The following is a 17065-nucleotide window of genomic DNA, read 5'->3' as shown; positions in this document are numbered from 1 at the left end:
TTTTAAAAAGAAAATTAACTATTTATTTTACTTAGAGAAGTAAATTTATTTATAGGAGATAGCAATGAATAATAATGTTATGATTTTAGTAGTTGAAGATGAAAAAGCTATAAGAAATTTTATGAAGATTTCATTAACAACACAGGGGTATAAGGTTTTAGAAAGTTCAAATGGCAATGATGCTTTGGCTTTATTTATGTCTTATAATCCAGAACTCATAGTTTTAGATTTAGGATTACCTGATATGGATGGCATTGAAATTATACGTAAGGTCAGACAATTTAAGGAAGTGCCAATAATTGTAGTATCAGCTAGAGGTCAAGATAGAGATAAAATAGAAGCATTAGATTTAGGTGCTGATGATTATTTATCAAAGCCATTTAGTATGGGGGAACTACTTGCAAGAGTCAGAGTTTTACTTAGAAGAATAAATAGAAGTAAGGATATGATAGAAGAAGTTAACGAATATAATGTTGGTGGACTTGAAGTTGACTTAGAAAAAAGAAGAATATTTCTTAATGGAGAAGAAGTACATTTTACACCGATTGAGTTTAAAATATTTTCTTTATTAGTAAGACATGCTGGCAAGGTATTAACACATAACTATATTATTAAAGAAGTCTGGGGGGGAGTAGTTGGAGGAGAAAATCAATCATTAAGAGTTTTTATGGCTAATATAAGAAGAAAGATTGAAAAAGAACCAGCAAACCCAAGATTTTTATTAACTGAAGTTGGAGTTGGATATAGATTAGTAGATGAGTAAATTTGCTAATCTTTTTTTATATTTGATAAATAATTAAATATTTTTGGGGTATTTAGCAAAAAATAAATTATCAGAAAATTTTTTAGACAATCGTTTACAAAAATCTAACTATATTGTTTAGTAATTATAATTATAGTATAATAAACATGGTTCAATTAAAGATACTAATGACGAGTGAGGTTCAATACACTTTAATTGCATAATGAAACTCACAAAGTTATCACTCTTTTTGAAACTAAAAAAGTATGTATATATATTTGGAGGGAATTATGGCGAAGAAACCTGTAATGTTAATGATATTAGATGGATTTGGAATAGCTCCAGAGAGCGAAGGAAATGCAGTTGCTGCTGCAAAGAAACCAAATTATGATAGATTAGTTGCAAACTATCCTCACTCACAATTACAAGCAAGTGGTATGTTTGTTGGATTACCAGATGGACAAATGGGTAACTCAGAAGTTGGACATTTAAATATTGGTGCAGGAAGAATTATATATCAAGAATTAACTAGAATAACTAAGGAAATAAACGAAGGTGGATTCTTTAAGAACGAAGCTTTATTAAAAGCTATGGAAAATGCTAAGAAAGATAATTCAGCATTACACTTAATGGGATTATTATCTAACGGTGGAGTTCACTCTCATATAGATCATTTAAAAGGATTATTAAAATTAGCTAAAGAGCAAGAAGTTAAGAACGTATATGTTCACTGTTTCATGGATGGTAGAGACGTTGCTCCAGGTTCAGGAAAAGATTTCGTAGTTGAATTAGAAAACTACATGGCTGAAATCGGAGTAGGTAAGATTGCTACTATTTCAGGAAGATACTATGCAATGGATAGAGATAACAGATGGGAAAGAGTACAATTAGCTTACGATGCAATGGTACTTGGAAAAGGTGAGACTGCTACATCTGCTGTTGAATGTATGGAAAAATCTTATGCTGATAATAAATCAGATGAGTTCGTATTACCATGCGTTATTGAAGAAAATGGAGCTCCAACTGGAACAATAAAGAATGGAGATTCAGTAGTATTCTTTAACTTCAGACCTGATAGAGCTAGAGAAATAACTAGAGCTATAAACGATAAAGAATTTGCAGGATTTGAAAGAGAAACTTTAGATTTAGTATTTGTAACAATGACTCAATACGATAAGACTTTAGAAGGTGTTGAAGTTGCTTACAGACCAGAAGCAATTACTAATACTTTAGGTGAATATGTTGCTTCTAAGGGATTAAATCAATTAAGAATAGCAGAAACAGAAAAGTATGCTCACGTTACATTCTTCTTCAACGGTGGTGTTGAAAAAGAAAATGAAGGTGAAGATAGAGCTCTTATTGCATCTCCAAAGGTTGCAACTTATGACTTAAAACCAGAAATGAGCGCACCAGAATTAACTGATGAATTAATCAATAGATTAGATTCAGGAAAATATGACATGGTTATATTAAACTATGCTAATCCAGATATGGTTGGACATACTGGAGTTTTAGAAGCTGCTAAAGCTGCTGTTGAAGCCGTAGATACATGCTTAGGAAGAGTAGTTGATAAAGTTTTAGAATTAGATGGAACAGTATTTATTACTGCTGACCACGGAAATGCTGAAACTATGATTGATGCTGAAACAGGAAATCCATTTACAGCTCACACAACTGATCCAGTTCCATTTGTATGGGTATCTAACCATACAGAAGGTAAATCTTTAAAAGACGGTAAGTTAGCTGATATAGCACCAACAATGTTAACAGTAATGGGATTAGATGTTCCTACTGAAATGACAGGTGAATCATTAATAAAATAGTATTATAAGAGAGGGGTAAACCCTCTCTTTTTGCTATTTAATCCAACAATTAAATTTAAAAGGTATAATATTTGATTATCAAAACATTTGACAAAATTAATATTTGTATATATAATTTCATTACAAAACAAAAACACAACTATGTATAAAGTTAGTGGAGGATGAAAAGATATGGGAATAAAAATAATAACAGATTCAGCATGCGATTTAAAAAGAGAATATATAGATAAAAATAATATAGGATTAATTTCATTAGTATTAAATTTAAATGATGAAGTAATAAAAGATGACTTAGGAAAGACATTAAGCTATAAAGATTTTTATAGACAGATGAGAGAAGGAGCGACACCTACAACATCTCAAGTGAATGCACATGAATTTGAAGAAGAGTTTATAAAACATGTAAAAAATGGAGATTCTATAATTTGCATAACAATATCTTCAGCACTAAGTGGTACTTTTAATAGTGCCAATATAGCAAGAAATAATATATTGGAAGAATATCCAGAAGCCAAAATTGAATTAGTTGATTCTTTAAGTGTTTCAATGGGACAAGGTCTATTAGTTTTAAAAGCTTGTGAAATGAGAGATAATGGTGCAAGTATGGAAGAAATAGTACAATGGCTTGAGGATAACAAAAGAAAGATAATACATTCAATATTAATAGATGATTTAAATCATTTAAAAAGAGGTGGACGTATATCAGGGGCTACAGCGGCTATAGGAGGTCTTTTAAATATTAAACCAAGTGCATATATAGATGATGAAGGAAAGTTAGTACAAGGGGAAAAAATAAAAGGTAAAAAGAAGGCGTTAAAATTCTTAGCTAATGAAGTAAGAGAAAGAATTATAAATGATGAAAATGAAGTAATATATATATGTCACGGAGATTGCCTAGAAGATGCTGAATCATTAAGAGATATAATATTACAAGAAGTTAAGTTAAAAGATATAATTATAAATTATGTTGGTAATGTTGTTGGAGCACATGCTGGACCTGGAGTTTTAGCAGTTGTATACTTAGGAAAAAATAGATAGATATAAAATAAACTGTATGTTAGATTAGCAATTATATTAGCTAGCCATACAGTTTATTTTTTTACAAAAATATATATAATTAAAATAATAATTAGTAAATTAACTGATAAAAAGTAAGCAATAGTAACTAATTTTAATATAAATATTATATAACTTATAATATAAGTTATAGACAATAAAATATTAGATATATATACTAGTTATTAATAATGTTTTTATAAAGGGGAGGAATATATGAATAATTATATGGTTTTTGATATAGGGGGATCTGCTATAAAGTGGTCTGTAATTACTGAAAAAGGAGATATACTTATTAGTGAAAAAATAGAAATTGCTGAAACTATAGAAGAGTTTTTTGAAAGATTAGCAGGAAAAGTAAATGAATTAAAAAATGAATATAATCTACAAGGAATTGCATTAAGTGCACCTGGAGCTGTTGATAATGAAAGTGGAGTTATTGGTGGAGTAAGTGCATTACCATATATACATGGTCCAAATTTTAAAACTATATTAAATGAAATGACAGGACTACCAGTTGAAATTGAAAATGATGCTAATTGTGCAGCTTTAGGAGAATGTTGGCTTGGTGCAGCTAAGGGGGAAAAGGACAGTGCTTTTGTGGTTTGTGGCACAGGAATAGGTGGAGCATTGGTTAAAGATAAAAAAATACATTCTGGTGTACATAAGCATGGTGGAGAATTTGGTTATTGTTTAGTAGATATAGATGTTAATAATCAAAGATACTTATCTTGGAGTAGAGCGGGTTCAACTTTTGCATTAGCAAAATCTATTGCAAAGAGAAAAAATATAGATATAAAAGAGTTTAATGGAGTAAAAGCTTTTAAATTATATGATAGTGGAGATGAAGTTGCAATAGAAGAAGTAAATAAATTTTTTAGATATATGGCAATAGGTATATTTAATATTCAATATACTTATGATCCAGAAGTTATAGTTTTAGGTGGAGCCATTTGTGAAAGAAAAGGATTTTTAGATGAAGTAAATAAAAAGATAGATGAAACTATGAGTTTTAATCCGGATGCAACAGTAAGACCAATAGTTAGAATTTGTAAATATGGAAATGATGCAAATAAATTAGGTGCATTATATAACTTTTTACAGAAACATAAATTAATATAATATATTATATTAATGAATAGGGCGGTTCAGATAAAGTTTGTGCTAGCTCTATATTTTTGTAAAAGTTTTACGGTAAATATATACCAATATAAGTAAGATATAGTTTATAGAATAAAGTTTGATGTTTTGAAGGATAATTGTAATAGTTTTGTAACTACAATTTTGAATTTCTAAATTATAATATAATCGTAGCTAAATAATGGAGGTAAAAGTTATGAAGAAAAAATTTAGTGCAATAGCTTTAGCATTAGTTATTGGAAGTGTAATGATAAGTTGTGGTGAAGGTAAAAATAATTTAAAAGAAGATAATAATATTTCAATAGAAAATCAAGTTGAAAAAGTTCCAGTAATACTTTCTAATATAACAAGTAAAGAAATGCAGGGCGAAGTGAAGACTTTACTTATTAATAATAATATAAATGAGGAGAATGCAGGTAGATATATAAACTATATTAATGATTTTAATGAAAGAGTTAAAGATAAAAGTTTATTAAAAGAAGACTTTGTAACTATAGATTCAATAAATGGATTATATAATTCAATTATATTAAAAGATAAAATTTCGGAAGATGGAAGTATTTTAGGTGAAATAAATTGTAGATTAGCATCATTTGAGTTATTTAAAGAGTTTGTTTCAACTAAAGGAGAGATTCAACCAGATAATTATTTAATATTTGATATTGAGGCTATTAACAATAATCCTATAATTAGTTTTACAGATGAAGATAAGAAAAAATATATAAATTTATTTAATCCTGTAGATATAGGAAATGTAAAAGACACAGATGAGATAGTAAAGTTAATTAAAGAAGAGTTAAATAAAAGAGAAGTTAAAATAGATAATCAAGGTAAGGTTTCATTAATAAATATATATATAAATGATGAAGTTGAAAATAAGATGTTTGTTGGACATTCTGTAGTTATGATAGAAAATGATGATGAATATGTGGTACTTGAAAAATTTTCACCTATGGACCCATTTCAAATATCTAAGTTTTCTAGCAGAGAAGATGTAAAAAAATATCTTTTGTCTAGAAATGATATATATGGAAGTGATATAAATCCAATAGTATTAATTAATAATGAGGAATTCTAAAATATAAATAATGGAATCAGAGAGTACTATAATTAAAGAAAAAATTCAACAAGGTCAAAATCATATGCTTAAGGTAAATGTATTAAATTGGATAATAGTTGGTATTATAAAGTCGGCTTAGGCCGACTTTATGTTATAATATATAAATCTAATATAGAAAGAAGGTGTTTTAGTGAATAAGTACGAGATAATTGCAATGGATATAAGAGAAGATATACTTAATGGAGTATATAAACCTAATGAAAGGTTGCCATTTGAGAAAGAGCTATGTGATAAATATGATGTAAGTAAAATGACTGTAAAAAAGGCATTGGATTTATTAGTATCTGAAGGTTTGATAGTGAAGAGGAGAGGTTCAGGTACTTTTATTAAAGACATCACAGAGAAAGAAATACACGGAATAATAGATAAAAAGCAATTTTCTGGATTAACAAATAATAATTTAGGACATAAAGTTACTAGTAAGATTTTAGAATTTAAAGTTGTTCCATCAGATTTAGAAGTAGCAAATAATTTAAAGATAGAAGAGGGTGACTTTGTATATTTTATACATAGAGTTAGATATGTTGATAATGAGGCTTTAGTTATAGAAAAGACATATATGCCTATAAATGTTATTCCAGGTATAAAAATGTCAGATTTAGAAGGATCAATATATAATTATATTAAAGATAAGTTAGGCTTAAAAATTCAAAGTGCACATTCTACTATAAGGGCTGATAAAAGTACAGAGCTTGATAGAGAATCATTAAATTTAAATGAATATGAGCCAGTTATTGAAGTTGAAAGAGTTGCCTATTTAGAAAATGGAAGAGCTTTTGAGTATTCTTTTGCAAGACATAGATATGATAAATATGAATTTAAAACAATAACAGTTATATAAAAATAAGTCATTAAATCAAAGTTAATTTTATTTGGGTTTAATGACTTATTTTTATTTAGTATATTTTATAGTTTATATGGATAAGTTTGTAAAAATATACAAAAGTAATTATAATAGCTTAAAAAGTATAGACATGTTATAAAAAGATATATATAATTTAATTGTAAGAGGAACTTGGAATTTTAGGAGGTAATTATGAATAAAAAATATATATTCCCAAAAAATTTTTGGTGGGGTTCAGCAACATCAGGTCCACAAAGTGAGGGAACATTTAATAAACCGCATAAAAGCGTATTTGATTATTGGTATGAAATAGAACCAGAAGTTTTTTTTGATAGGGTAGGACCAGAAGTAACTTCTAATTTTTATAATAGTTATAAAGAAGATTTAGCTATGCTAAAAGAAATTGGCTTAAATAGTTTTAGAACATCAATACAATGGACAAGACTTATTAAAGATTTAGAAACCGGAGAGCCTGATGAAGATGGAATAAGATTTTATAATGATGTTATAGATGAAACTATAAAAAATGGGATGATTCCAGTAATGAATTTACATCATTTTGATTTACCAGTTGAATTATATGATAAATATGGTGGATGGACTTCAAAGCATGTTGTTGAATTATTTGTAAAGTTTGCAGAAACAGCATTTAAGTTATTTAGCGATAGAGTAAAATATTGGACAACATTTAATGAGCCAATGGTAGTTATAGAAGGTCAATATTTATATGAGTTCCATTATCCGAAATTAGTAGATGGAAAAAAAGCTGTACAAGCTATGTATAATATAAATTTAGCATCAGCTAAAGCTATTAAGAAATTTAAGGAATTAGGATGTACAGAAAATGATGGGAAAATAGGTATAGTACTTAATTTAACTCCAGCTTATCCAAGAAGTAATAGCGAGGAGGATTTACACTCATCAAAGGTTGTTGATACAATATTCAATTATTCTTTCTTAGATCCAGCAGTAAAGGGGCAATTCCCAAGTCTTTTAATTGATCTTTTAAAAGAAGATAAGATTTTATGGGAAAGTACAGAGGAAGAATTACAAATTATAAAAGATAATACTATAGATTTCTTAGGAGTTAATTATTATCAACCAAGAAGAGTAAAAGCAAAAGAATCAGAAGTTGATAATAGTAAAGGATGGATGCCTGAGAAGTATTTTGATTATTATGATATGCCAGGAAAAAGGATGAATCCATATAGAGGATGGGAGATATATCCTCAAGCAATGTATGATATTGCAATAAATATCAGAGATAATTATAATAATATTCCATGGTATATTTCTGAAAATGGAATGGGTGTTGAAGGAGAAGAAAAATATATAGGTGAAGATGGTTCAATACAAGATGATTATAGAATAGAATTCTTTGAAGAACATTTACAATATTTACACAAGGGAATAGTAGAAGGATCAAATTGTTTTGGATATCATTCATGGACACCAATAGATTGTTGGTCTTGGTGCAATGCATATAAGAATAGATATGGTTATATCTCAGTAGATTTAGCTACTCAAAAAAAGACAATAAAGAAATCAGGTACTTGGATTAAAGAAGTATCATCAAATAATGGATTTTAATTAGTGAAAACTAGAGTTAAAGAAAGATTTATTGCATAAATGTAATAAGTCTTTCTTTTTGTGTATAATTATAAACAATCATTAATTGTTATAAATGCATAGTATAGTTAATATAATAGTACAAATATTAATAAAGGTAGGTTATAATGGCTAGAACATATGCATATTCAGCGAACTTCGATAAGGATATAGAAAATCTATTTAAAGAAGCTAAGCTATTAGGTGAAGGACATAATGGAATTGTTTATGAAGTACCTGGGAATAGAGCTATAAAGATATTTACGGACAAAAATGTTTGTAAAAGTGAAGCAGAGATATTATATAGAGTAAAAAAATCGAAATATTTTCCTAGGATATATAAAAATGGAGATTACTATATATTAAGAGATATGGTTAATGGTACAAGATTGGACGACTATATAAAAGAAAATGGATTAAGTCAGCAACTTATATATAATTTATACAGATTAATTAACGAATTTAAGTCTTTAAAGTTTACAAAATTGGATGCAAGATGTAGAGATATATATGTTAATAAGAATGAGAGATTAATGGTTATTGATCCAAAGCAATGTTATAGACGAAAAGTTGATTATCCAAGACATTTAATGAAGGGACTTGACGGAATAGATGTTTTAGAGGAATTTTTGAGGGGAATTTATATAATAGATAAAAGAAGAGGTTCGGAATGGGAGCATAAAATTAACCAATATTATGCAAAGGAATATTAAAATAATTATGGTATTAAATATAAAAGTCAAGGGCTAATAATTTATAGAAATTATATTGGTAAGCTTTTGGCTTTTATGTTTTGCAATTAAATAAATTATTAAAAAAATAGAATATTATTTCTTGCCGATGTAAAAAATAAATGGGTAGATATTAGATTTTGGAATAAAATATTTCATTTAATGTTAAAAATAAGGAGGATATGAAATGAAAAATTTTGTTGAAATTGTAGATGTTGTAGCAAGACAAATATTAGACTCTAGATGTTTTCCAACAGTAGAAGTAGAAGTATATTTAGAAGATGGAACAATGGGAAGAGCGGCAGTACCATCAGGAGCATCAACTGGTATTTATGAAGCTGTTGAATTAAGAGATGGAAATAAAGACTATTATATGGGAAAAGGTGTTTTAAAGGCTGTTGAAAATGTTAATGACACAATAGCTGAAGAATTAATAGGATGCAATGTTTTTGATCAAACATATATTGATAAAATGTTAATAGAGCTTGATGGAAGTAACAATAAAGGAAAATTAGGAGCTAATGCTATACTAGGTGTTTCTTTAGCAGTAGCACAAGCAGCTGCTAATTACTTAGGATTACCTTTATATCAATATGTAGGTGGAGTAAATGCAAAAGTATTGCCAGTTCCAATGATGAACATAATAAATGGTGGTTCACATGCTGATAACTCAGTTGATCTTCAAGAATTTATGGTTATGCCAGTAGGATTTGATAACTTTGATAAAGCAGTTCAAGCTTGTGCAGAAGTTTATCATGCATTAAAGAAAACTTTAAATGAAAAAGGATACTCAACAGGTGTTGGAGATGAAGGTGGATTTGCTCCTAACTTAAAGAGTAATGCAGAGGCTATTGAAGTTATATTAGAAGCAATTAAAAAGGCTGGATATGAACCAGGAAAAGATATATTCATAGCAATAGATGCAGCTTCATCTGAATATTATAAAGATGGTAAGTATGTATTAGAACATGAAGGAAAGACTTTAACTGCTGCTGAAATGGTTGACTTCTTCGAAGATTGGGTAAATAAATATCCTATTATCTCAATTGAAGATGGTATGGCAGAAGAAGACTGGGAAGGTTGGAAGTTACTAACTGATAGATTAGGTAAGAGAGTTCAATTAGTTGGTGATGACTTATTTGTAACTAATACTCAAAGATTGGAAGATGGAATTTATAGAGGAGTTGCTAACTCAATTCTTATTAAATTAAATCAAATTGGTACTTTAACAGAAACTTTAAATGCTATCGAAATGGCTAATAGAGCAGGTTATACAGCAGTTATTTCTCATAGAAGTGGTGAAACTGAAGATACTACTATAGCTGATTTAGTTGTTGCTGTTAATGCAGGTCAAATTAAGACTGGTGCTCCAGCAAGATCTGAAAGAGTTGCTAAGTATAATCAATTAATTAGAATATCAGAAGAACTTGATGATGTAGCAGAATATAGAGGAAAGAAAGCTTTCTTTAATATAAAAGAATAATAATTAAGTTGGCAAATAGCAAGTTTATAGGCTATTTGCTATATTTTTTTAATTACAAAATTGTAATTAAAATGAAAGATTAATCGATATGAAAGATATTATTCATTAGCTAAAATTAATTTATAAATCTTAATTAAAAAAGAATTTTAAGCAAAAATAATATTAAATGTTAATAAAATTTTAATAAATTCATGAATTTATATAAGCAAATATTAAGATTTGATCTAAATAAATCTTAATATTTGCTTTTTATAATAAAAGTATAGAAAACAAATATTGGAGAGAAATATTATGAAAGTATTGATTTTAACAGGAAAATTTGGAATGGGGCATTATTCAGTATCAGAAGCGATAAAACAAGAAATAATTAATAAGGAATCTAGTGTAGAAATTAATGTAGTTGATATATTGGATTACTTAATGCCAAAAGCTAGTAAGATTGTTTATAAAGGTTTCAATACATTAGTTACTAAGTGGGCAAACTTATATAATTTTGTAAATGTGAATAATGAGGATAATAATATAAAAACATTTAATTATTTTTTTATAAAAGGATTAGATAGATTATTTTTAGAGTTTAATCCTGATGTAGTTATTTCAACTTTACCTATAAGCTCTCAATATATTTCTAAATATAAAACATTAAAGAAATCTAATATTCCTTTAATTACATTTATAACTGATATTTCTAGCCATAGTGAATGGATTCATAAGAATACAGATTTTTATTTTGTTGGTGATACAAGTATAAAGAAAAGTTTAATTGATAAAGGTATTGATGAAAAGAAAATAGTAGTTAGTGGAATTCCAGTTAAACAAGGTTTTAAAAATAATATTATAAAATTTGATAAAGAGAAATCAAAACAGATTCTAATTATGGGTGGCGGTTTAGGATTAATTTCATTTAATAAAAATTTATTTGAAGAATTAAATAATAAAGAAAATATAAAAACAACTGTGATAACAGGAAATAATAAAAAAATGTTTGAACAATTAAAAAGTAAGTATAAAAATATTGAGGTTTTAGGATATACAAATAAGATAGATTTTTATATGAAAAAATCAGATTTAATTATATCTAAATCTGGAGGAATAACTTTATTTGAGGCAATTTATAGTGAGACACCTATTTATGTAGTTAATCCATTTTTGCTTCAGGAAGTTAAGAACGCTAAATTTATAGAAAAAAGAAAAATTGGACAAGTAGTTTGGAATAAAGAAAATGATATAGTTAATGATATTTTATCACTTATAAATGATGATAAGACTATTTCAAAGATGAAAAGCAATATGAAGAAGATTAAGGAAAATATAAATCAAGAAGAAATATTAAGTGTTATAAATCACTTCAATAAGGAGGCATAAGAATGATAATGATAGGTATAATAGGAATTTTAATATTATCATATAGCATTATTCCAACTATTTACTATAAGTTTAAAGGAACTCCAATTATTAAGGATTTAGAGGAAAAGAAGTTTTTATCATTAACTTTTGATGATGGACCTGATAAGAAATATACAGTTGAACTATTAGATTTACTTAAAAAATATAATATAAAGGCAACATTTTTTGTTGTAGCTAAATTTGCCAAAGAAAATTGTGAAATTATAAAACGAATGGAAGAAGAGGGACATACTATAGGACTTCACTCTTTAGAACACAAAAATGCTCTTTTAAATGGACCAGTATACACAAGTAATGATTTTAAAGAAAGCTTAAATATAATGAGGAAATTAAATATTAATATAAAATTTTTTAGACCACCATGGGGACATCTTAATTTATCAACTATTATAAATTTAAAAAAATATAATTTGAAGTTAGTACTTTGGGATGTAATTATAGGAGATTGGAAAGCAGATATAACATCAGATGAGATATCAAATAGATTAATAATACAATCAAAAAATAAAAGTATTATTTGTCTTCATGATGGAAGGGGTGAAAATGAAGCACCTAGAAGAACTATAGAGGCTTTAGAGAAAACAATACCTATATGGATTAAAGAAGGATATGAATTTTTAAAGATAGGAGAACTTTATGAATAAGACTATAGGTGCAAAGGGAATTTTGAAAAATAGTATATTTTTTATAGCTTTAATTGCAATTACATTTTTTATTTTATTTAAGGATAATAGCATAGGAAGTATATTAAAATCATTAGAAAATGTTAATTTTATGTATGTGTTTTTAGGAATACTATGTATGTTTTTATTTATATGTTGTGAAGGAATAAATATTAGACGTATGCTTAAGTTATTTTCTTATGATATAAGTATTTTTAAGGGATTAAAATATTCATTTATAGGTTTTTTCTTTAGTTCAATAACACCATCATCATCAGGTGGCCAACCAATGCAAGTTTATTACATGAATAAAGATGGAATTAAATTTTCACATTCTTCGTTAGTATTACTTATAGAGCTTGCAAGTTTTCAATTTACTACTATAACTATTGCAATAATATCATTTATAGTAAAATATGATTTTATTGTAAGTCTTAATACTGCAATTAAGCTACTAATTTTTATAGGAATAGCAACTAATTGTATTATATTTTGTTTTCTATTAGTAGCTATATTTTCAAAGTCATTTATAAATAAAATAATAGATTTAGTTTTTAAAATTATTAGCAAAATAAAATTTTTAGATGAAAAAAGGTTAAGAGAAGTAGTGAAAGAGGAAATTAAACAATATCAAAAAGGATCATTATTTATAAATAATAATAGAAAAGTTGTAATAAAAGTAGTGTTAACAGCATTTGTTCAAGTATTTTTTATGCACAGTATAACCTTTTTTGTATATAGGGCCTTTAATTTATCAGGTTTTTCATTTTTTACTATTTTTTCGCTTCAATCAATTTTATTTATTGCAGTATCAGCTATACCACTTCCAGGTTCTGTAGGAAGTAGTGAAACTGCTTTTTTAACTTTGTTTAAAACTTTATTTCCAGCAAATACTTTAAATTATGCAATGCTATTAAGCAGAGGAATTAGCTTTTATTTATTTGTGATAGTTAGTGGATTAATTGTACTTTTTATTAATATATCAAGAAATAAGTATTATAGTAAGTATATATTCAAAAGAGTGTGCCATAAAAATATAATGATAGAGAAGTAAGTAGGGTTAAGAATGGAGTTATTTGTAAACAATCTTGATATATAATTAGTATTATGTTATGATAAAATTAAGTGAAAATGCACGAAAGTACAATATGGGAGGTGTAGCAATGACAACTTTTTTATTTGTTTTGGAAGCAATTTTAGGATTAATAGTTGTTGTTTCAATATTAATGCAAAAAAGTAAAGCTGATGCTTTAAGCGGGTTAATTCAAGGTAGTAAAAGTGAAACATTCTTTACTAAGAATAAGTCAAAAACTAAGGAAGCAATGTTAGTTAAAGTTACTATAGTTTCAATGCTTTTATTTGCTATAAATACAATAGTTTTAAATATAATTTAAAATATAATGTAGATCACTAATATTTGGTGATCTATTTTTTTTAAAAATTTTCATTAATTGTTTTTACTAAATGAAGATATGGAAATAATATAATATAAAGTATTTATATGAATTGAAAAGGTATGGTATTGAATAAAATATAATAAGGATATTATAAGCACTACTTATTGAATAAAAAAACTTACATGTGGTAGTATAATAAATAGTGAGTATAAGAAAATATTGGATGAGGTTAAATATATTTAAACGGAGGAAATTACATGGGAATAAAAGAAACATTACTTAGCTTTATGAAAGAAGAAGCATACAGACCAATGGATATTCAAGAACTTGTTGCAGTTTTTGATATTAATCCAGATGAGTACAAGGCCTTTAAAAGAGCATTAAAAGTAATGGAGTTAGAGGGTTCAATAGTAAGAACCAAAAAAGATAAGTTTGCAGTTCCTGAAAGGTTAGGATTAATAAAAGGTAAACTTCAAGCACATAAAAAGGGATTTGGATTTTTGATACCAGAAGAAGAAGGGGAAAGAGATGTATTTATTCCAAGTTCATTTATTAATGGTGCAATGAATAATGATAGAGTGCTTGTACAAATTACTAGAGATGATATCAATGGTAAGAAAAGAGAAGGAGAAGTTGTAGAAGTACTTGAAAGAGCAAATAGTAGAATAATTGGTGTATATGAAGATAGTAGAAACTTTGGATTTGTAGTTCCTGAAGATACTAGATTAAATCAAGATATATTTGTTTCAAAAAAAGATAAAAATGGAGCAAAACATGGGGATGTAGTTATTGTAGAGGTAACTAAATGGCCTGAAAAGAGGAGAAGTCCAGAAGGAATAGTTAAAGAGGTTTTAGGTAAAAAGGGAGAAAAGGGATTAGATATCTTAACTATAATAAAGAAGCATGGTCTTCCAGAGGAATTTCCACCAAAAGTTTTAGCTTATGCTGATGGAATTTCTGAAGAGATAGAAGAAAAAGAAATAAAAAGAAGAAAAGATATTAGAAACCTTAGAATGGTTACTATAGATGGTGAAGATGCAAAAGATCTTGATGATGCTGTTTCTATAGAAAAATTAGATAACGGTAAATACAGATTAGGAGTGCATATTGCGGATGTTACACATTATGTAAGAGAAAAGAATCCACTAGATAAAGAAGCATTAAAAAGAGGGACATCTGTTTATTTAATAGATAGAGTTATACCAATGCTTCCGAAGAAGCTTTCTAATGGTATATGTTCACTTAATCCTAAGGTTGATAGATTAGCGTTAAGTTGTTTTATGACTATTGATAATAAAGGAAAAGTTTGTGATCATGAAATAGCTGAAACAGTTATTAAAACATCTGAAAGAATGACTTATACAGATGTAACTAAGATATTAAGAGATAAAGATGAAGATCTTATTAAGAAATATGATTATTTAGTAGATGACTTTAAAACAATGGAAGAGCTTTGTTTAATTCTTAGAGAAAAGAGAATGAAAAGAGGAGCTATAGATTTTGATTTTGAAGAATGCAAAATAATATTAAATGATAATGGTAAACCAATAGATATAAAGCCATATGAAAGAGAAATAGCCAATAGAATAATAGAAGAATTTATGCTTGTTTGTAATGAAACTATTGCTGAGCATATGTTCTGGACTAATTTACCTTTTGTATATAGAATTCATGAAAATCCAGATGAAGAAAAATTAGAAAAGTTTAGAGATTTTATTTATAACTTAGGATATACAATGAAGGTAGCTCAAGATATACATCCTAGAATTCTTCAAGAAGTATTAGAAAAAGTAAAAGGTAAAAAAGAAGAAACTGTAGTTAGTACACTTTTATTAAGAAGTATGATGAAGGCAAAATATACACCAGAGTGTTCATCACATTTTGGTTTAGCAGCAACTTACTATTGCCACTTTACATCACCAATTAGAAGATATCCTGATTTACAAATTCATAGAATAATCAAGGAATATTTAAATGGTAAAATTGATGAAAAGAGAGCTACTAGATTAGCTCCAATAGTTGATATAGCAGCTAAACAATCATCAGAAATGGAGAGACTTGCAGAAGAGGCAGAAAGAGAAGTTGATGATTTGAAGAAAGCAGAATATATGATGGACAGAATTGGAGAAGAGTTCGAAGGTATTATTTCTTCAGTTACATCATTTGGTATATTTGTAGAACTTCCAAATACTATAGAAGGACTTGTTCATATAACTGATTTAGACGATGATTACTATATATATGATGAACAACATTTAATGCTTTTAGGTCAAAGAAACAAAAAGGTTTATAGATTGGGTGATTCTGTAAAAGTTAAGTGTGCTAAAGTTGATATTGATAATAGAGAAATATTCTTTGATATATTAGATAGCGAACAAAATTTAGAAGAAATTCTACCAAGTGAAGAAACAGCTTCAATAATAGCAGAAGTTAAAAAAGAATTTGGAACAAAACCAGAATTCAACGAATAATATTGTTCGTCACGTGGAAGCGAAAAAATGAAATATTTATTTTATGGGAACTGTGAAATTTTCGCCTAGAATTTATATAATTGATTCCGTAAAGTTTGCTAAAGTTTTTAAACTCGCTATTCGCTCAAACAGTAAAAACTTCTTAACGCCAACTTTACTCCATCAATTATTAAATTCTACGGCTTAATTTCAATGTTCCCTCCAAATTAATATTTCATTTTTTCTTTTTCCATGTGTTTGCTTATAACGTCATCTTTATAGTTAATGTTTTCTGCTACAACTTTTACTGATATTATAGTTAATTTGTATATTTATAATTTTAGCTATAAAAAATATATATTTAAAAATTAACAATTTGGTATATAAAATATAGCAGAGTCGTTAACTTTTAAGGTGATAACACGGTAAATTGTATCTTTTAGCTTTAAAGCCAGTGATAGAGAAAAATTAATGATATTATTGGAAGGAATATTGTAATTAAGTTTTAGAATTTAATTGTTTTTGGAAGAAAAAGAGCGTTAAGAAGCTGAGGGAACGAAGTGACTTTCGAAGCTTTAGCTCTTTTTCTGGAAAAAACAATA

14 protein-coding genes are annotated in these 17065 nt (G+C 27.2%); all 14 read left to right on the top strand.

Going from position 1 to position 17065, the window contains the following annotated elements; genetic code table 11:
• The first annotated feature begins 64 nt into the window (after positions 1-64).
• The 14 genes from Q0Y03_RS11440 to rnr all read left to right on the top strand — a co-directional run bounded on the left by Q0Y03_RS11440 (position 65) and on the right by rnr (position 16484).
• Positions 65-763, top strand: a complete 699-nt coding sequence (locus Q0Y03_RS11440) for a response regulator transcription factor (protein WP_297713956.1) — start codon at positions 65-67, stop codon at positions 761-763.
• Positions 764-1032: 269 nt separating this feature from the next.
• Positions 1033-2565 carry a 2,3-bisphosphoglycerate-independent phosphoglycerate mutase gene (gpmI, locus tag Q0Y03_RS11435; protein ID WP_297713955.1) on the top strand — a complete coding sequence of 511 codons (1533 nt, stop codon included), beginning with the start codon at positions 1033-1035 and terminating at the stop codon, positions 2563-2565.
• Between the two features lie 171 nt (positions 2566-2736).
• Positions 2737-3603 carry a DegV family protein gene (locus tag Q0Y03_RS11430; protein WP_297713954.1) on the top strand — a complete coding sequence of 289 codons (867 nt, stop codon included), beginning with the start codon at positions 2737-2739 and terminating at the stop codon, positions 3601-3603.
• A gap of 234 nt (positions 3604-3837) precedes the next feature.
• Positions 3838-4743, top strand: a complete 906-nt coding sequence (locus Q0Y03_RS11425; protein ID WP_297713953.1) for an ROK family protein — start codon at positions 3838-3840, stop codon at positions 4741-4743.
• A 214-nt stretch (positions 4744-4957) separates the two neighbouring features.
• On the top strand, positions 4958-5839 hold the full coding sequence (locus tag Q0Y03_RS11420) for a DUF4300 family protein (RefSeq protein ID WP_297713952.1): 882 nt from the start codon (positions 4958-4960) through the stop codon (positions 5837-5839).
• A 172-nt stretch (positions 5840-6011) separates the two neighbouring features.
• Positions 6012-6722, top strand: coding sequence for a GntR family transcriptional regulator (locus Q0Y03_RS11415; RefSeq protein WP_297713951.1), 711 nt, complete (start codon positions 6012-6014; stop codon positions 6720-6722).
• Positions 6723-6917: 195 nt separating this feature from the next.
• Positions 6918-8315, top strand: a complete 1398-nt coding sequence (locus Q0Y03_RS11410; RefSeq protein ID WP_297713950.1) for a glycoside hydrolase family 1 protein — start codon at positions 6918-6920, stop codon at positions 8313-8315.
• A gap of 146 nt (positions 8316-8461) precedes the next feature.
• Complete coding sequence (locus tag Q0Y03_RS11405; RefSeq protein ID WP_297713949.1) at positions 8462-9046, top strand: protein kinase; 585 nt, start codon at positions 8462-8464, stop codon at positions 9044-9046.
• Between the two features lie 205 nt (positions 9047-9251).
• Positions 9252-10547, top strand: coding sequence for a phosphopyruvate hydratase (gene eno, locus Q0Y03_RS11400; RefSeq protein ID WP_291655704.1), 1296 nt, complete (start codon positions 9252-9254; stop codon positions 10545-10547).
• Between the two features lie 291 nt (positions 10548-10838).
• Entirely contained in the window at positions 10839-11912 is a 1074-nt protein-coding gene (locus Q0Y03_RS11395) for a glycosyltransferase (protein WP_297713948.1), read from the top strand.
• A gap of 2 nt (positions 11913-11914) precedes the next feature.
• On the top strand, positions 11915-12598 hold the full coding sequence (locus tag Q0Y03_RS11390; RefSeq protein ID WP_297713947.1) for a polysaccharide deacetylase family protein: 684 nt from the start codon (positions 11915-11917) through the stop codon (positions 12596-12598).
• Positions 12591-13670, top strand: a complete 1080-nt coding sequence (locus Q0Y03_RS11385; protein ID WP_297713945.1) for a lysylphosphatidylglycerol synthase transmembrane domain-containing protein — start codon at positions 12591-12593, stop codon at positions 13668-13670. The genes Q0Y03_RS11390 and Q0Y03_RS11385 overlap by 8 nt, the downstream gene beginning before the upstream one ends.
• A gap of 109 nt (positions 13671-13779) precedes the next feature.
• Entirely contained in the window at positions 13780-14010 is a 231-nt protein-coding gene (gene secG, locus Q0Y03_RS11380; protein WP_297713944.1) for a preprotein translocase subunit SecG, read from the top strand.
• 260 nt (positions 14011-14270) lie between these two features.
• Positions 14271-16484 carry a ribonuclease R gene (gene rnr, locus Q0Y03_RS11375; protein WP_297713943.1) on the top strand — a complete coding sequence of 738 codons (2214 nt, stop codon included), beginning with the start codon at positions 14271-14273 and terminating at the stop codon, positions 16482-16484.
• Positions 16485-17065 lie beyond the last annotated feature (581 nt).

Origin of the sequence: Clostridium sp. (genome assembly GCF_026168755.1) — a bacterium.
In the GTDB taxonomy this organism is placed as follows: domain Bacteria; phylum Bacillota; class Clostridia; order Clostridiales; family Clostridiaceae; genus Clostridium.
This window is presented reverse-complemented; position numbering and strand designations above follow the sequence as displayed.

Bases quoted from the DNA above. Each gene is read 5' to 3' on its own strand.
- Q0Y03_RS11440 (WP_297713956.1), top strand. From the start codon at position 65: ATGAATAATAATGTTATGATTTTAGTAGTTGAAGATGAAAAAGCTATA.
- gpmI (WP_297713955.1), top strand. From the start codon at position 1,033: ATGGCGAAGAAACCTGTAATGTTAATGATATTAGATGGATTTGGAATA.
- Q0Y03_RS11430 (WP_297713954.1), top strand. From the start codon at position 2,737: ATGGGAATAAAAATAATAACAGATTCAGCATGCGATTTAAAAAGAGAA.
- Q0Y03_RS11425 (WP_297713953.1), top strand. From the start codon at position 3,838: ATGAATAATTATATGGTTTTTGATATAGGGGGATCTGCTATAAAGTGG.
- Q0Y03_RS11420 (WP_297713952.1), top strand. From the start codon at position 4,958: ATGAAGAAAAAATTTAGTGCAATAGCTTTAGCATTAGTTATTGGAAGT.
- Q0Y03_RS11410 (WP_297713950.1), top strand. From the start codon at position 6,918: ATGAATAAAAAATATATATTCCCAAAAAATTTTTGGTGGGGTTCAGCA.
- Q0Y03_RS11405 (WP_297713949.1), top strand. From the start codon at position 8,462: ATGGCTAGAACATATGCATATTCAGCGAACTTCGATAAGGATATAGAA.
- eno (WP_291655704.1), top strand. From the start codon at position 9,252: ATGAAAAATTTTGTTGAAATTGTAGATGTTGTAGCAAGACAAATATTA.
- Q0Y03_RS11395 (WP_297713948.1), top strand. From the start codon at position 10,839: ATGAAAGTATTGATTTTAACAGGAAAATTTGGAATGGGGCATTATTCA.
- Q0Y03_RS11390 (WP_297713947.1), top strand. From the start codon at position 11,915: ATGATAATGATAGGTATAATAGGAATTTTAATATTATCATATAGCATT.
- Q0Y03_RS11385 (WP_297713945.1), top strand. From the start codon at position 12,591: ATGAATAAGACTATAGGTGCAAAGGGAATTTTGAAAAATAGTATATTT.
- secG (WP_297713944.1), top strand. From the start codon at position 13,780: ATGACAACTTTTTTATTTGTTTTGGAAGCAATTTTAGGATTAATAGTT.
- rnr (WP_297713943.1), top strand. From the start codon at position 14,271: ATGGGAATAAAAGAAACATTACTTAGCTTTATGAAAGAAGAAGCATAC.